Origin of the sequence: Actinomycetospora sp. NBRC 106375, assembly GCF_030269665.1 — a bacterium.
Lineage (GTDB): Bacteria > Actinomycetota > Actinomycetes > Mycobacteriales > Pseudonocardiaceae > Actinomycetospora.
The window spans coordinates 1-16,754 of record NZ_BSTS01000044.1 but is presented as its reverse complement, the minus strand read 5'-3'; the positions used below and the strand labels follow the sequence as shown (position 1 = coordinate 16,754).

The following is a 16,754-nucleotide window of genomic DNA, read 5'->3' as shown; positions in this document are numbered from 1 at the left end:
AACCCCAAGCGACGCCATTCCAGCATCGGAATGCTCAGCCCGCTGGACCACGAAGCAGCCCACACCACGCCTGACCAAGATCACTGACCCCACACCGTCGGTGTCCGGTCCTGGGGGCCAACCTCAGCGGACCGAGGATCGAGAGGCGAAGCGCCCCCGCCCCGGTGTCGGCCACGACGCTACTGCACAGCACCGCCGCGCCCTGCGCCATCACCTCGACCGACCACGTACGAACCGTGAGCAGGTGGCGGCGGGCGGTGATGTCGTGTGCTGCGTCTGCGAGCTGCCGCACCGGGGAGCGCGACCCGCGTGACCGTCGAGGACCAACGTCCTGGGTGTCCCCAGGGCCCGGCTCGACCGCGGAGGGCTATCGGGCCTCCGAGCTGGAGAGAAGTGCGCCGTCAGGGACTCGAACCCCGAACCCAGTGGACGTGAGTCACAACGGCTGTCGTGTCGTGTTATGGACGTTCGTGCTGTTCAGTAACGGTGTCGCGGGGAACCGATCATCAGCGGTGCCCCGCTGAGGGCCGACGTGGTGTGACGTCAGCGGACACCTGAGCGGTCGGTCGTGGGTGCGGTTGTCCACGGTGCGGCGGGCGCCAGTGATCCTAGGGGGCTGGGTTCGGTGGCTCGGACGGCGCTTGTTCACTGCAGCCACTCTGCTGCGGCACGCTCGACATCCGCGTGCAGCCAGCGCCGCAAGGCCTCGAGGAAGGGCCCGGGGTTGCGGCGGGAGCGAGGGAATCGTCGCGAGCTCGTGAAGAGCACGCGCAGGGGTGGCTCGGTCGTAGTGAGGAGCGGCGCGAAGTCGCGGACGTTCTCGGTGACCACCCGTCGGTCCTCGCGCGCCGCCCAGCGGGCCACCTCGACGTCCGCGCTCGCGGCGAGAAGTGGGTGTCCAGCGACCGGGACGACATCGAACCCGTCGGTCCGGAGGACCTCGGCGACGGTCGGGCTGAACATCTCGTCCAGCAGCAGCGCCTCGGTGGGACGCCGCCTGGTCACGACAACAGCGTCTGGCGACGCTGCCACTCGCGTTCAGCGCGCTCGGAGGCGGCCTGTGAGTCGCTGATCCAGGCGTCGATCTCGGCGGGGAACGCGGTGTAGTAGCGGATGCCCGCCGTGACCGCCGACGCCGGCAGGTCGAAGGTTTCCGCGGCTGCGTCAACGGCGGCTTCTCCGCGCTCGTCGATCTCCTGAAGGAACACGACGAGTTCCCAGAGGTCGGGGCCGACCACGAGGGCGGGACGACGACCTGCAGGGCCGTTGCGGAACACGATGCCGGGGTGATCGGCCATGCGCAGGCCTTCGTCCACCAGTCGCTGGGCCAGTCCGGAGGGCGTGGCTCCCGGTAGCGCCGCGGCGTGTTCACGTAAGCGCTCGAGCACGTCGCGGTCGAAGCGGACGGACAGCGGGGCGGTCATGTAGTCATTGTAGCGCGTCGATGACCCCCTCGCGGGTGGACGAGCGACGTTCGCGAGAAGCTGTCGCGGTAGCGCCTCGATCGACGTCGCCAGGTCCTCGCCGACTGGCTCGACGACGGAGACCTGTTAGAGGCCGGCCTTCGTGCTGGTGACCTCGAGCGGCTCGTCATCGGGGTTCAACGGTGGCAAGTTCCGCCGCGTGGGGGATGGTGCGTCGGTAGGCGTCGGGATCGATCTGCAGAATCGCGATCTGGCGCCAGCGCTCGACGACCTCGACGACCTCGACGACCTCGACGACCTCGACGACCTCGACGACCTCGACGACCTCGACGAGCTCCAACGAGGCACGAGCGTCGTCCAGCGCCGCCTCGTACTCCGCGACGAACCGTTCGGCATCGTGCGGGAACAGCCAGGCCTTCACCACTGCAGGAGGCGCCGCTGGAGAGAGAGGGTGCGGTTCCGGGTCGCGACAGGCTGCGGTGGTCAAAGTCCTGACGGTAGCGACACCCACCGACACCCGCGAGAGCCGTCGCGGCGGGTGTCGAGGCAGACGCACTCGACGGCCAGCACGTCAGTGGCGTTGATCTTCATCTGGCGGCGTGTCACGGAGTAGACGGCCGTTGGAGCAGCCGGAGAGTCACGTTAAAGATCGCTCCGTGGAGCTGTGACCAGCGGAAAGAGTGCGCCGTCAGGGACTCGAACCCCGAGCCCAGTGGAGAGGAGTCACGACGGCAGTGGTGACGTCCGGTGCTCGTTCGTGCTGGTCAGTGGCCGTGTCGCCGAGCGTCGATCATCAACGTTGACTCGTCGATCGATGCCGTGGTGTGACGTAAGCGGTACCCACAGCGTGCCGTTGGGCCTCGCGCCAAGAGCTCCGGGGCAGTTTCGGAGACCCGGTCGTGGGGTCTACGTGCGCGCGTCGGCGATGTCTTCCGTGGACGACGACGCCCGGTTCGCCAGAAGTCCGATCGGGGTCTAGCGATCGAGGATCGATGCGAGCGCGTCCAGCTCCTCGAGGCACCCCCGCTCGGTGGCCGCGTTATCGGCTGTCAGGCTGAACAGGACTCGGTCCACCCCGGCTTCGGAGTACATCGCCAGTGCCTCGCGTCCGGCGACGGCATCGAAGACGATGACGGGGAGGTGTCCTCTCCCTCGTGTCGCGCACATCCGGCGGAACTCGGCGACCCGGGTGGAGAAGGCGTCGATCTCGGAGAGGCGCACGCGGGTCGGCATCCACCCGTCGCCGTGGGAGAGCACTCGTTCGAGCACCCCGCGACCACTCCCGCCGAGGAGCACGGCCGGTGACCGTGCCGGCTTGGGCCAGGACCAGATCGGGTCGAAGTCGACGAACTCGCCGTGGTACTCGGGCTCGTCCCGCGTCCAGATCGTGCGGACCGCGTCGATGCGCTCGAGCATCGCGGCGGTACGGCGCGCCGGATCGACGTCGTGGTTGACCATCTCCTCCCTGTTCCACCCGGCGCCGACACCGAACTCGAAGCGCCCGTCGCTGAGCAGGTCGACGGTCGCGACCTGTTTGGCCAGGGTGATCGGATGATGCTGGTTCACGAGGCAGACGCCCGTACCGAGAACGAGCTCCTCGGTGACCGTGGCCATGGCGGTGAGGGCGGAGAACGGGTCGAGGAGACGGCTGTAGGCGCCGGGAAGGACGTCGCCACCCGGCCAGGGCGTCGTGCGGGAGGCCGGGATGTGGGTGTGCTCGGTGAGGAAGACGGAGTGGAATCCGCGCTGTTCGGCGGCGCGTGCCAGCGTGCGGGGATCGACTCCGTCGTCCGTCACGAAGCCGGCGATACCGGCGTGCATTCCGCTCCTCCTTCGAGCGCTGCGACGGGCCCGGGGCCGCCGCGGAACGACGGCCCCGGGTCAGGATTGGTCGTAGGAGCGAGTATCAGTCGCGTGGACGTGGCACTTCGACGGTCACGTCGCCGAACTGCATCTCGCAGCCGGCTTGGGCGAAGTTCGCCAGGTCGGCGACCGCGCGCTTGCCTTCCTCGGAGTCGAGGGAGGCGAGCGCGTGCTCTTTGGACTCCCACTGGATGACCGCCGCCAGGAAGTAGGGCGGCCGGGTCCCGTCGAGGGTCTCGCAGACGTGCCAGTTGTAGTACTGCACATCAGGCAGCGCCCGGGCGATCTCCGCGTGGGTGTCGCGGTAGTGCGTCACGAAGGAATCCGGGTCCTGGGGATGCGCGTAGACCGCGGTGAGCTGGTACACGGCGTGCTCCGATTCCGATCAGGCGAAGGTGATGACGCCGCGCACGTTCTTGCCGGCGTGGAGGTCCTCGTAGGCGGTGACGACGTCGTCGAGCCGGTAGGTCCGGGTGATCAGCTCGTCGAGCTTGAGCTGGCCCTGGGTGTACATGCGGATCTGGCGCGGGATGTCGGCGGCGGGGTTGCTGGCACCGAACAGCGCGCCCTGGATGCGCTTCTGGAGCATGGTGATCTGCCAGGGGTTGATCGGGATGCCGTTGGTGTCGTTCATGTCGCCGATGCCAGTGATCACGACGGTGCCGGCCTTGCGGATGGCCTGGAACGCCTCGGCCACGTGCTCGCCCGTGGTCACCCCGACACAGATGACGGCCTTGTCCGCGCCCTGGCCGTCCGTGATCGACTTCGCGAACTCGTCGGCCTCGGCGATGGAGGAGAACGCATGGGTGGCCCCGACCTGCTCGGCGGTCTCGCGCTTGAGCGCCACCGGATCGACGGCGATGACGGTGGTGGCGCCGGCATGGGCGGCGCCCTGCACGGCGTTGATGCCGATGCCGCCGACGCCCATCACGATGACGACGTCGCCGGGCTTCACCTCGCCGGCGTAGACCGCGGAGCCCCAGCCGGTGCCGACGCCGCACCCGAGCAGGCACGCGGTCTCCAGGGGCAGGTCCTTGTCGACCTTGATGGCCGAGAGCGTGGAGACGAGCGTGTGCTCGGCGAAGGTGCCGAGGCCGCACAGCTGGCCCACCGGCTGGCCGTCGAGGTGGAACCGGAAGCTGTCCAGGTCCTCCCAGCGTGAGCCACGCAAGGTGTAGGCGCCGAAGTTGCAGAGGTTGGACATGCCCTCGGCGCACCAGCGGCAGTGTCCGCAGCTGGGCAGGAACGAGAAGATGACGTGGTCGCCGACCTCCCAGCCCGGGGTGTCGGGGCCGACGGACTCGACGACCCCGGCGCCCTCGTGACCCGCCACGGCCGGGTAGTGCTCCATCGGCAGGTCGCCGGTCTGCAAGTGATCGTCGGAGTGGCAGAGCCCGGACGCGGTGAGCTTGACCCGCAGCTCGCCCTGGCGGGGGTCGTCGAGGTCGATGTCGACGACCTCGAACTTGCCGGGTGCTCCGCGGATGATCGCAGCTCGAGTCTTCACGGGTGCCTCCTTGCTCCCTGAGGGAAGAGCCCGGTCCAAGGGAGTCGCGTGGCCGGGTTCACAATACATACCATCTAGTCGGAATGTATGGAACCTGTCTCGTTGGCACGGCGAACGCGGATACCATCTGGTCGGTAGCGGGCTCCCGTGCAGGGAGGTCGGGACCGCGAGCAAGGGAGATCGTCGTGCCACGCAAGCCCCCGGAGAGGTCCTACGACCCGGAGGAGACGCGCCGGCTGCTCATCGCGGCGTCCCTGGATCTCTTCGCTGACCAGGGCTTCCGAGGCACGTCCGTGCAGGAGATCGCGGACCGGGCCGGCCTGACCAAGGGCGCGTTCTATCACCACTTCGCCACCAAGGACGACGTCCTGCACCTGATCCACGACGAGTTCATCGACCGCGCCCTGGAGTCGCAGGAGCACGCGCTCGCCGCCTACCGGACGCCCACCGAGCAGCTCGCCCGCATGGCGTCGGACACGACGCTGATCTGCATCGATTACCAGAAGCACGTGCGGGTGTTCTTTCAGGAGCTCCAGGTCATCCGGGGCGATGTGCGCGAGGCGATCCTCGACAAGCGTCGCCGCTCGACGGCGATCTTCGAGGACACCGTGCGCCGGGGCGTCGAGAGTGGCGAGTTCGACCAGGGACTCGAGCCGACCGTGGCGGCGCTCGGCCTGCTCGGGATGTGGGTGTGGTCCTACCAGTGGTACCGCGCCGACGGGTCCGTCCCGGCGCGCGACGTGGCGCGTCAGTTCGCCACGATGACGCTGCACAGCGTGGGTGCGCGCAGCGCGTCGGTCCTCGTGGTCTGACTCCGGGCTCTTCCGCTGGGCCCCGGTGTGTCGTACCGTCGCAAACATTCCGACCAGATGGAATGAAACGAGGTGGACAACGATGACCACGCTGGCGGGCCAGGTGGCCCTGGTGACCGGAGCGGCCGGCGGCATCGGTCGGGCCATCGCGCGGACGCTGCACGGCGCCGGCGCCCGGGTGGCCCTGGCGGACGTCGACAAGCAGGCCCTGGACGTCGTGGTGCAGGAGTGGCCCGACGGTGACGTGCTCCCGGTCGTCGTCGATCTCACCGACGACGACGACACGGCCGCGCTGCCCGGACGCGTCCGCGCCGAGCTCGGCGGGCTGGACGTCCTGATCAACAACGCGGGCGTGCGGCAGATCCTGCCGCTGCTCGAGCTCACGCCGTCCGACTGGCGGCGCACCCTCGACGTCGACCTGACCGCGCCGTTCGTGCTCTCCCGCGCGGCGATACCGAGCATGGTCGAGCAGGGCCGCGGCAAGATCGTGAACATCGCGTCGATGGCCGGCGCGCTCGCGTTCCAGAACCGAGCCGCCTACTGCACGGCCAAGGCCGGGCTCATCATGCTCACCAAGACGATCACGCTCGAGTACGCCGCGAAGGGCGTCTGGTGCAACGCAGTCGCCCCGGGTGTCGTCGAGACCCCGATGACGAGCAGCTACTTCCGCTCCGAGCAGATGGCGGCGTCGATCCGGGCGAACGCGCCGATGGAGCGCTGGGCCCAGCCCGACGAGATCGCCGGCCCGGTGCTCTTCCTCAGCGGCCCGGACTCGGATTACGTCAACGGCACCACCCTGTTCGCCGACGGCGGGTGGACCGCCGGGAAGGGGTACTGAGGCGATGACGGCCACCCACAGGCCCGGTACCGCGCCCGTCCGGTCCGGCAGCCTCGCCGCGATCCCGTTCGTGGAACGGTCGGTCGGAGCCGTTCTCGAGCGCGCCGCCCGCATCCGGCCCGACGACGTCTTCTTCGTCCACGACGGCGTCGAGCACACCGTCGCGGCGGTGAACGCCCAGGTCGACGTCGTCGCCGACGGTCTACGGGCGCACGGCGTGGGCACGGGCACCCGCGTCGGGCTCCTGATGGCGACCAGCCCCGAGTACCTCTACGGCTGGTTCGCACTGGCCAAGATCGGCGCCGTCGAGGTCCCGATCAACACCGCCTACCGCGGGGAGCTGCTGCGTCACCAGCTCGAGCGCGCGCAGGTCGAGCTCGTGATCGCTGATCGCGGCGGGCTCCACGACGCCGTCGAGGTCGTGCGCGCCGAGGTGCCGACCCTGACCGGCACGCTCGACTTCCCCGGCCGGTACTCCGATCTCCTCGACGGCCCGCAGTCGGACGGGACGTCACGCGAGGCCGGCCCGGACCCGTCCGACGTCGCGTGCGTGCTCTACACCTCGGGGACCACGGGCCCGTCGAAGGGCGTACTCGTCACCCACCACCAGCAGGTCGCCTTCGGTCATTTCTTCGCCGAGATCACCGGCCTCGGCGCCTCCGACGTGGTGCTGAACTACTCGCCGTTCTTCCACATCTCCGGGAAGTTCACGACGCTGGGCTGCCTGCTGACCGGCGCGACGATGATCCTGCGCTCCCGACTGTCGATCGAGCGGTTCTGGGACGAGGCCCGCCGGTATGGGATCACGGTGTTCGTGGCGATCGGCGGTGTCTGCCACATGCTCCACGGCCGCGCCCCGCGACCCGACGACGCCGACAATCCCGTCCGCGTGGTGTACGCCGTGCCGGCACCCGCCGAGATCTACCGGGACTTCGAGGCCCGCTTCGGGCTCAAGCTCGTCGAGGCCTACGGGTCCACCGAGACCAACCTGATCGTCAACTCCTCGCTCGCGGAGTCCCTGCCGGGGGCCTGCGGACGGCCGAACCCGGCGTTCGACGTGCGCGTGGTCGACGACGCCGGGAACGACGTGCCCGATGGTGAGTCCGGCGAGGTCGTCGTCAGCTCCGACGATCCGTTGCTGCTCTCGCTGGGCTACGACGGGCTTCCCGACGCGACCGCCACCGCGTGGCGCGGCGGACGGTTCCACACCGGCGACCGCGCCGTACGGGACGCCTCCGGTGCGCTGTGGTTCAAGGACCGGATGAAGGACACCATCCGGCGGCGCGGCGAGAACATCTCGTCCTACGAGGTCGAACGCCTGGTCAACGGTCACACCGCCGTGGCCGAGTCCGCCGCCGTCGGTGCACCGTCCGAACTGGGGGAGGAGGAGGTCCGGGTCGTGGTCGTCCTACGCGACGGCGCCGAGGCGACGCCGGAGGACCTCTACCTGCACTACGCGCAGACCATGCCTTACCACATGGTCCCGCGCTTCATCGACATCGTCGACGAGCTGCCCCGCACGCCGACCGACAAGGTCGAGAAGTACAAGCTGCGGACCTCCGGGATCGGCGCGGCGACCTGGGACGCCGCCGACTCCGGGTGGCGCATGACCCGCGACGGGCCCGTCCGCACCACCTGACCCCTTTCCCCTCACCGTGCCCGCCCGTCGTGGCCGCACGGTCGCTGTCTCCTGCCCTCTCGAGGAGGACCGACGTGTCTCTGCTGCCCACACCGCAGCGCCCACTCGACGAGCGACGCCTCCGTGCCGCGGTCGAGGTCGCCAACCTGCCCACCCTCGCGATGGTCACCTACCACCTGACCGGTGACGATCGCTGGCTCCGCGATCCGTTCCGGCCGACGAAGGGTGCAGCGCTCGAACCGCACGACACCGGTGGATTCGCGGCCTCCGCAGCGGCCGAGCTGAAGGCCGGAGCGGTCGAGGCGATCACTGCCTGGTCGCGCGGAGCGGAGCCGGCCGTGCCCGCGCCCGCGCCGGAACTCCTGCAGCGGATGCTCTCCACGACGATGGGGGAGTCGGTCCCGACCGAGTACGAGCACCTCATGCGCGAGGAGATGGGCTTCGATCCCGAGCCCCCGCCCCGGCCCGTGCCCGCCGCTGAGGTCGCCGACCGCGACTTCTCGGTCGTCGTCATCGGGGCCGGCATCTCCGGGCTGATCGCCGCCGTGCGGCTGAAGGCCGCCGGAGTGCCGTTCGTCGTCCTCGAGAGGGGTGACGAGGTCGGCGGGGTCTGGCGGACCAACACCTACCCAGGGGCCGGGGTGGACACCCCGAGCTACCTCTATTCGTTCTCGTTCTACCCGCGGAACTGGTCGACCCACTTCAGCAAGCGCGACGAGGTCGCCGCCTACACCGCCGAGATGGCTGACCACTTCGGGCTGCGCGAGCACATCGAGTTCGGGGTCGACGTCGAGGCGGCCACGTGGGACGACGATGCCCAGCGGTGGTCGGTGAGCGCCGGCGACCGTCGGTGGAGCGCCGCGGCCGTGATCAGCGCGGTCGGGCTCTTCAACACCCCGAAGATCCCCGACCTGCCCGGCCTGGACACCTTCGACGGTCCCGTGTTCCACACCGCACAGTGGCCCGACGACGTCGACCTCGCCGGCCGACGCGTCGCCGTCGTCGGCACCGGGGCCAGCGCGATGCAGGTCGTGCCCGCCGTCGCCGACCGGACCTCCCGCCTCACTGTCTTCCAGCGCTCACCACAGTGGGTCGCGCCGAACGCCGAGTACTTCGCGCCGGTCGACGACGACGTGCACTGGCTGATGGCGCACGTGCCCTACTACCACGCCTGGTACCGGTTCCGGCTGGCATGGGTCTTCAACGACCGCGTGCACGCGTCCCTGCAGATCGACGACTCCTGGGAGCACCCCGACCGCTCGCTCAACGCCGTCAACGACGGCCATCGGCGCTACTTCACTCGCTACCTCGAGCAGCAGCTCGCGGGCCGACCGGACCTCGTCGAGAAGTGCCTGCCGGACTACCCGCCGTTCGGCAAGCGGATGCTGCTCGACAACGGCTGGTTCGCCGCCCTGCGGCGCGACGACGTCGAGCTCGTCACCGACACGGTGACCCGGCTGACCGAGACCGGGGTGGTCACCGCCGGCGGCGAGGAGCGCGCGGCCGACGTCGTCGTCCTCTCCACCGGATTCGACGCGCAGCACTACCTGCCCGGGATCCGGGTGACCGGCCGCGACGGACAGGACCTGCACGAATGGTGGGGTGCCGACGACGCGGCCGCGCACCTCGGGATCACCGTGCCCGGGTTCCCGAACCTCTTCCTCATGTACGGCCCGAACACCAATGCGGGCGCCGGCGGCAGCTTCATCTTCGTCGCCGAGTCCCAGGGCCGGTACATCGTCGACCTGGTCACCTCGATGATCCGCGACGGCATCGGTGCGCTCGACTGTCGACCCGAGGCCCTCGAGGGCTGGGTGTCCGAGGTCGACCAGGCCCACGACCGCATGGTCTGGAGCCACCCGGGGATGAGCACCTACTACCGCAACGCCCGTGGGCGCGTCGTCACCAACTCCCCCTACCGCGTTGTCGACTACTGGGCCATGACCCGCGAGCCCGACCTCGCGGACTTCGACGCCGCGCCGGTTCCGGCGCGAGCTGCCTGATGCCGGCTCCTGCCCTCACCCTCTCTCCCTCGGAGACGACCATGTCCCTGCGCAAGATCCTGCTCGTGGCCGGCACCGGCTCGGCCATCGACTGGTACGACTTCTTCATCTACGGCACCGCGGCCGCGCTGGTGTTCAACAAGCTGTTCTTCCCGGCCGACGATCCGCTGGTCGGGACGCTGCTCGCCTTCACCACGTTCGCCGTGGGTTTCGCCGCCCGACCCATCGGCGGCGTCATCTTCGGCCACGTCGGCGACAAGCTGGGGCGCAAGCCCGCGCTGGTGACGACGCTGTTCCTCATGGGGATCTCGACCACCCTCATCGGGCTCCTGCCGTCCTACGCCACGATCGGCGTGGCGGCGCCGATCATCCTCGTCGCCCTCCGGCTCCTCCAGGGCATCGCCGTGGGCGGGCAATGGGCAGGCGGCGCCCTCATCGCCACGGAGAACGCCCCGCCGGAAAAACGTGGCCTCTACGGGAGCTTCGCCCAGATCGGCGTGGCCGCCGGGCTGTTCCTCTCCACGGGGGTGTTCCTGCTCGTCGGCGCCCTGATCAGCGAGCAGGCGTTCCTCTCCTGGGGCTGGCGGGTTCCGTTCCTGCTCAGCGTCGTCCTCGTCGGCATCGCCTTCTACGCGCAGCTCGCCCTCGACGAGACCGCGCCGATGAAGAACGTCCAGCGTCGCGGCGAGCAGTCGCGCTCGCCGGTCCTCGACGTGGTGATCCACCACTGGCGCACCGTCGCCCTCGGCGCGGGCTCCATCGTCGTGATCGGCACGAGCTTCTACCTCTTCGGCACGTACTTCCTGTCCTACGGCACCACGGTGCTAGGGCTGCCCCGCAGCTTGCTGCTCAACGGCGTGCTCGTCGGCGCCGCCCTGCAGTTCGTCGCCATCCCGCTCTGCGGCGCCCTGTCCGACCGCATCGGGCGACGCACCGTCTACCTGGTCGGCGCTGTCGCGCTGGGGCTCTGGGTGTGGCCGGCGTTCCTCCTGCTCGAGTCGGGCAGCGCCGTCGCCGTCATCGCCGCGATCGCGGTGGGCGAGGTGCTGGTGGCGCTGGTCTACGGGCCGCAGGCTGCGCTGTTCGCCGAGCTGTTCACCGCGCGGCTGCGCTACTCCGGCGCGTCGCTGGGCTACCAGATCGGCACCCTCGTCGGCGGTGCGCTGACCCCGCTGATCGCCACTGCCCTCTACGCCCGATGGGGCAGCTTCGTGCCCGTCGCCGGCTGGGTCGTGCTCACCGCCGTCGCATCGTTCGTCTCGGTGGTCGTCATGTCCGAGACGGCACGCACTCAGCTCGACGACGAGGCGCCGTCGCCCGACGCCGACGAGTCCCGCACCTCCGACCTGCGTCCGGAGCCGGCGTGAGCGCCGTGGGCCCGCTGGCCGGGCTGCGGGTGATCGAGCTCGGCGGCATCGGACCGGTGCCGCACGCCGCGATGATCCTCGGCGACCTCGGGGCCGATGCCGTCCGCATCCAGCGACCCGGCGGGCACGTGCTGGCCGACCCGGCGCGCGACCACCTCCTGCGCAGCCGGCGCGTGCACGCCCTCGACCTCAAGAACGAGACCGACCGCGAGCAGGTCCGTGAGCTCGCGGCCCACGCCGACGTGCTGCTCGAGGGCTTCCGTCCCGGGGTCGCCGAGCGTCTCGGACTCGGGCCGGACGACCTGACCGTCGACAATCCCGGGCTCGTCTACGGGCGGATGACCGGGTGGGGCCACGAGGGCCCCCTCGCCGGCGCGGTCGGCCACGACATCAACTACATCGCGGCCAACGGCGTGCTCCACGCGATCGGTCCCCGCGAGGAGCCGCCCGTCGCCCCGCTGAACCTCGTGGGCGACTTCGGCGGCGGGTCGATGCTGCTGCTCACCGGCGTGCTCGCTGCCCTCTGGGAACGCCAGCGCTCCGGACGCGGCCAGGTCGTCGACGCCGCCATGATCGACGGCTCGGCGTTGCTCACCCAGGCGATCTGGGCCTGGCGCGGCCTCGGCCAGTGGAGCGACGACCGCGACGAGAACCTCCTTGACGGCGCCGCCCCGTTCTACCGCAGCTACCGCTGCGCCGACGAGCGCTACGTCGCGGTCGGCGCCATCGAACCTCAGTTCTACGCCGACCTGCTCGACGGTCTCGGGCTCACCGACGAGGACCTGCCAGGCCAGAACGACCGCACCGGCTGGCCCGACCTGCAGAAGCGGTTCGCCGCGGTCTTCGCCACCCGTCCCCGCGACGCGTGGGCCGCGACGTTCGCCGACCTCGACGCCTGCGTGACACCCGTCCTCACGTTCGAGGAGGCGCCGGCGCACCCCCACGCCACGGCGCGCTCCGCGTTCGTCGAGCTCGACGGGATCACCCAGCCCGCGCCGGCCCCCCGCTTCTCGCGCACCGCGGCCGCTGCGCCGACGCCACCCGCACCGCCGGTCCCCGTCGAGGACACCGCGCGCCGATGGCGCGACTCCGCCTGATCCCGAAACCCGCAACAGACGACGCGAAGGAGCGCCCATGCCCCCGTTCCCCCGACCCCAGGAACCGACGGTCTCGCTGCACAAGGAACCCGTCGACGGTGCCTGCCCGCAGTGCGCCGCGACCCAGCTCCGCCGCTACCCGGTGAACTCCGAGGGCGGCTGGTTCGAGGTCGTCAAGTGCCAGAACTGCCTGCACTCGGTCAGCCGCGAGCGCTGGAACCTCTTCGGCTCGCTGCAGCTGCTGTCCGACACGATCTGAAGGAGACCACGCCATGATCGCAGTCGATGTGGGCGGCACGTTCACCGACGTCGTCGCCCTCGAGAACGGCCGGATCCGCACCGCGAAGGTGTCGACCGACCCGACCACGGCCTACGAGCCGGTCCTCGCCGGAGCGGCCGAGCTCGGCGTCGAGCACTCCGCGGTGTTCAACCACGCCAGCACCCACGGCCTCAACGCCGTCATCACCCGCAACCTCCCCAAGATCGGGTTCCTCACCACCGAGGGCCACCGCGACGTCCTCGACCAGGGCCGCACCTGGCGCCCGGCATCGGCGATGCTCGACCCGCGCTGGCGCCGCAGCTTCGGGGACGCCGGCCGCCCGCTCGTGCCCCGCTACCTGCGCCGCCCGATCCACGAGCGCCTGCTCGCCTCCGGCGAGGTGCTCTTCGAGCTCGACGAGGCCCAGGCCCGCGCGCAGCTCGCGGTGCTGCGCCGCTGCGGTGTCGCCGGAGTGGCGATCTGCCTGCTCAACGCCTACGTCGACCGTGCTCACGAGGAGCGGCTGCGCCAGCTGGTGCTCGAAGAGCTCGGCGACCTCCCGTGCTCGATCTCCAGCGAGGTCTCGCCGCTGGCCAAGGAGTACGCGCGGGCGTCGACGACCGTGATCGACACCTTCATGAAGATCATCTACAGCGACTACTCCGACGAGCTCGGCAAGGGCCTCGCCGATCTCGGGTTCACCGGCCAGCTCAACTACGCCGACTGCGCCGCCACGCTCGTGCCGGCCGAGCGGGCCATGGAGCAGCCGTTCCGCATCGTGTTCTCCGGGCCCGCCGCCGGCACCGTCGCCTGCGCCCACTTCGGCACGCTCATCGGTGAGACGAACCTGCTGTGCGCCGACGTCGGCGGCACCTCCTGCGACATCAGCGTGGTCACCGCCGGGGAGCCGACGGTGAACACCACCTTCGAGCTCGAGCACGATCTCGTCGTCAACTCGCTCGCCATCGACGTCTCCAGCATCGGCGCGGGTGGCGGGAGCCTGGTCACCGTCGGGACCGCCGGGGAGATCCAGGTCGGGCCAGGCAGCGCCGGCGCCGACCCCGGACCCGCCTGCTACGGCCGCGGCGGCACGGCGCCGACGACCACCGACACCTGCCTGCTGGCCGGGATCCTCGACGGCGAGCACTTCGCGGGCGGTCGCTTCTCCCTTGACCTCGAGCGTTCCCGGCAGGCGTTCGCGTCCCTGGACTGCGATTTCACCTTCGCCCAGCGCGTCCGCTACGCCTACGAGATGGGCGTGAACAACATCGCCGAGGGCGTGTTCAACATCGCCATCAAGCACGGCGTCGACCCTCGCGACTACAGCCTCGTCGCCTACGGCGCCGCCGGCCCGATGCTGCTCCCCGCCCTGCTCGACCTCATCAAGTGCAAGCAGGTCGTGGTGCCACCTAACCCCGGGCTGTTCTCCGCGCTCGGGCTGCTCTCGACCGACCAGGTCTTCACCGCCAACCGCAGCGCCTACACCGTCCTCTCCGCCGACGCGGCCGGGGGAGTGGACGCCCTGTTCGCGGAGATGGAGGACCAGCTGCGCGACCGCATCGGATCGACGCGGGACGTCACCTTCGCCCGCAGCTTCGACGGCCGGCTGGTCGGGCAGAGCTGGGAGACCCCGTTCGTCGCGGTGCCCGACGGCACCCTCGACGCCGACGCGATCACCACCATGATCGCGAGCTTCCACGACACCTACGAGCAGCGCACCGGCAACCGCTTCGAGGGGATGCCGGTCGAGGGCGTCACCTTCCGGGTCCGCGCGATCCTGGAGACCGACAAGGTCGAGTTCCCCCAGCTGCCCTCCCGCGGCGTCGGCGACGCCCCGCTCGAGGCGGCCCGCACCACCACGCTGCGCTACCTGGCCGACGACGACCAGCCAGCCCCCGTTTTCGACCGCGCCGACCTGCGCGCCGGCGACGTCGTCACCGGTCCGGCGATCATCGACGAGAGCCTCTCGACCACCCACGTCGGGACCGGTCAGGAGGCCGTCGTCGGCGGCTACGGCGAGCTCGTCATCACGAGGAAGTGAGGACCGACGTGACCACTCTCGATCATCCAGGGATCGACCTGCCCGACGTCCGCCTGCGCGACATGACCGACGAGGAGTTCGTCGGCCGCTACCACGCCGACCGGTTCACCGCGTCGGTGATCACCAACCGGCTGCGCTACGTCGTGGAGCACATGTCCACCGGGTTCCTGCGCGAGGCGTTCTCCCCGATCATCCGTGACTGGTACGACTTTGCCTGCACGATCAGCGGCCCGCCCGAGCAGGACTATCCGATGTCGGTGGTCAGCAACAGCCTCGTGGTGTTCCTCGGGACCATGGGCGACGCGGTGCGCAACACCGTCATCGAATACGGACCAGAGAACCTGCGCCCCGGTGATGTGCTGATCGGCAACGACCCCTACCGCACCGGCACCCACGTCAACGACATCCTGTTCATCTACCCGGTGTTCCGCGACAACCGGATCGTCGCGTTCGTCAACATCCGCGCCCACCAGCTCGACATGGGCGGCACGGTGCCCGGCGGCTTCTCCGGGACGAAGAACAACAAGTACGAGGAGGGGCTGACGATCCCGCCGGTGCTGCTCTACAGCGCCGGGAAGCCGGTCCGGTCCACGTTCAGCCTGATCTTCGACAACTCACGCTTCGGCGAGATCCTGCTGCCGGACTTCAAGTCCTGCTACCAGCAGCTGCACCTCGGGGCCCGGCTCATCGAGGAGAACCTAGACCGCTACGGCACCGAGGCCCTGCTCGGGACCCTGCAGTACGCCGTGGACACCTCCGCCGAGCGGATGCGCGAGGCGATCGCCGGCATCCCGGACGGCGACTACGTCGGCGAGGCGCTGGTCGACGCGGACGGCATGGACGCCAGCGAGGAGTTCGGCATCAAGGTCACGCTGATCAAGCGCGGCGAGCACATCGAGGCCGAGCTCTCCGGCACGTCCCGCCAGGCCCGCACCTCGATCAACGCCAGCATGCTCGACTCCAAGACCGCCGTCGGCGTCGCGATCACGATGCTGCTCGACCCCTCCACGCCGTTCACCACCGGCACCTGGCGCACCATCGACATGGCCGGTGCGCCGGGGTCGCTGCTGAACGCGCTGCCGCCCGACGGCGCCAGCATGATGTTCTGGGAGATCACCACGACGCTGGTGTGCGCGGTGTTCAACGCGCTCAACCCGGTGCTCGGTGACCGGGCCGTCGCCGGCGACTACGGCTCCCTGAGCCTGCACAACGCCACCGGGCTGACTCCGGACGGCACCCCGTGGGCGACCGCCGCGCAGTGCGGCGGCGAACACGGGCCATGGGGCGCCACCAGCAACGGCGACGGCGACAGCTACACCGTGCTGTTCATGCTCAACAACCTCGACCCGGCCACCGAGGCCATCGAGCACGATGTCCCGGTCGTCCTCCTGCGCAAGGAGGCGACCATCGACACCGCAGGCCCCGGCGCCAACCGTGGCGGGGCTGCGACCATGCGCGACAGCCTCTGGCTCACCGACGCCTCGGCGTACTGCTCACCGTTCCGCACCAAGGTGCCCAGCGGCGTCGGGGCCCACGGCGGCGACGCGGGCAAGCTCGGCGCCGTCTGGATCTTCCCGCCGGAGGTCGCGCGCATCCGGGATCGCGGCGAGCTCGTGCCGCACACGGAGCAGGCGTACGGGGAGACCGTGCCCGTCGGCGGGATGCTCGATCCGGAGACGAAGGCGCTCGACCCGGACGGTTCGTACTTCTACTTCGCGTCCCGACCGTCCTGGGACACGAAGGCCGGCGCGATGTTCCGCTACCTGACCAACGGTGGCGGTGGCTGGGGTGTCCCCTTCGAGCGTGTTCCCGCGAGGGTCCTGCGTGACGTGCGGGACGGCTACGTCAGCGTTGAGGGCGCTCGCACCGATTACGGCGTCGTGGTCCTCGGCGATCCCGACAAC

15 protein-coding genes are annotated in these 16,754 nt (G+C 70.1%); 9 read left to right on the top strand and 6 right to left on the bottom strand.

All coding sequences use genetic code 11. From position 1 onward, the window contains the following. Positions 1-645: 645 nt before the first annotated feature. The 6 genes from QSK03_RS32350 to QSK03_RS32325 form a co-directional block, all read right to left on the bottom strand. The gene (locus tag QSK03_RS32350) at positions 646-1,005 is read right to left on the bottom strand and encodes a DUF5615 family PIN-like protein (RefSeq protein ID WP_285659894.1); all 360 of its coding nucleotides are present in this window, start codon (positions 1,003-1,005) and stop codon (positions 646-648) included. Beyond that, complete coding sequence (locus QSK03_RS32345) at positions 1,002-1,424, bottom strand: hypothetical protein (protein ID WP_285659893.1); 423 nt, start codon at positions 1,422-1,424, stop codon at positions 1,002-1,004. The genes QSK03_RS32350 and QSK03_RS32345 overlap by 4 nt, the downstream gene beginning before the upstream one ends. A 166-nt stretch (positions 1,425-1,590) precedes the next feature. Continuing rightward, entirely contained in the window at positions 1,591-1,911 is a 321-nt protein-coding gene (locus QSK03_RS32340; RefSeq protein WP_285659892.1) for a DUF6247 family protein, read from the bottom strand. Between the two features lie 488 nt (positions 1,912-2,399). Continuing rightward, entirely contained in the window at positions 2,400-3,221 is an 822-nt protein-coding gene (locus tag QSK03_RS32335) for an LLM class F420-dependent oxidoreductase (RefSeq protein WP_285659890.1), read from the bottom strand. Between the two features lie 109 nt (positions 3,222-3,330). Continuing rightward, positions 3,331-3,654, bottom strand: coding sequence for an EthD family reductase (locus QSK03_RS32330; RefSeq protein WP_285659888.1), 324 nt, complete (start codon positions 3,652-3,654; stop codon positions 3,331-3,333). A gap of 18 nt (positions 3,655-3,672) precedes the next feature. Beyond that, the gene (locus QSK03_RS32325; protein WP_285659887.1) at positions 3,673-4,794 is read right to left on the bottom strand and encodes an NDMA-dependent alcohol dehydrogenase; all 1,122 of its coding nucleotides are present in this window, start codon (positions 4,792-4,794) and stop codon (positions 3,673-3,675) included. Between the two features lie 185 nt (positions 4,795-4,979). Here QSK03_RS32325 and QSK03_RS32320 point away from each other — a divergent pair, with 185 nt between their 5' ends. From QSK03_RS32320 to QSK03_RS32280, 9 genes are all read left to right on the top strand, one after another. After that, positions 4,980-5,606 carry a TetR/AcrR family transcriptional regulator gene (locus QSK03_RS32320; RefSeq protein WP_285659886.1) on the top strand — a complete coding sequence of 209 codons (627 nt, stop codon included), beginning with the start codon at positions 4,980-4,982 and terminating at the stop codon, positions 5,604-5,606. A gap of 82 nt (positions 5,607-5,688) precedes the next feature. Continuing rightward, entirely contained in the window at positions 5,689-6,444 is a 756-nt protein-coding gene (locus QSK03_RS32315; protein ID WP_285659884.1) for an SDR family NAD(P)-dependent oxidoreductase, read from the top strand. Positions 6,445-6,448: 4 nt separating this feature from the next. Continuing rightward, positions 6,449-8,083: an AMP-binding protein gene (locus tag QSK03_RS32310; protein WP_285659882.1), complete on the top strand. Its 1,635-nt coding sequence runs from the start codon at positions 6,449-6,451 to the stop codon at positions 8,081-8,083. A 74-nt stretch (positions 8,084-8,157) separates the two neighbouring features. Beyond that, positions 8,158-10,086, top strand: a complete 1,929-nt coding sequence (locus QSK03_RS32305) for a flavin-containing monooxygenase (protein WP_285659881.1) — start codon at positions 8,158-8,160, stop codon at positions 10,084-10,086. Between the two features lie 41 nt (positions 10,087-10,127). Next, positions 10,128-11,453 carry an MFS transporter gene (locus QSK03_RS32300; RefSeq protein ID WP_285659879.1) on the top strand — a complete coding sequence of 442 codons (1,326 nt, stop codon included), beginning with the start codon at positions 10,128-10,130 and terminating at the stop codon, positions 11,451-11,453. A 5-nt stretch (positions 11,454-11,458) separates the two neighbouring features. Further along, positions 11,459-12,550, top strand: coding sequence for a CaiB/BaiF CoA transferase family protein (locus tag QSK03_RS32295; protein WP_285659897.1), 1,092 nt, complete (start codon positions 11,459-11,461; stop codon positions 12,548-12,550). A gap of 37 nt (positions 12,551-12,587) precedes the next feature. After that, the gene (locus QSK03_RS32290) at positions 12,588-12,809 is read left to right on the top strand and encodes a hypothetical protein (RefSeq protein ID WP_285659877.1); all 222 of its coding nucleotides are present in this window, start codon (positions 12,588-12,590) and stop codon (positions 12,807-12,809) included. Positions 12,810-12,822: 13 nt separating this feature from the next. Further along, the gene (locus QSK03_RS32285) at positions 12,823-14,850 is read left to right on the top strand and encodes a hydantoinase/oxoprolinase family protein (RefSeq protein WP_285659875.1); all 2,028 of its coding nucleotides are present in this window, start codon (positions 12,823-12,825) and stop codon (positions 14,848-14,850) included. Positions 14,851-14,858: 8 nt separating this feature from the next. Further along, positions 14,859-16,754 (top strand): hydantoinase B/oxoprolinase family protein (locus tag QSK03_RS32280; protein WP_285659873.1); only part of this gene is annotated, 1,896 nt, incomplete at its 3' end.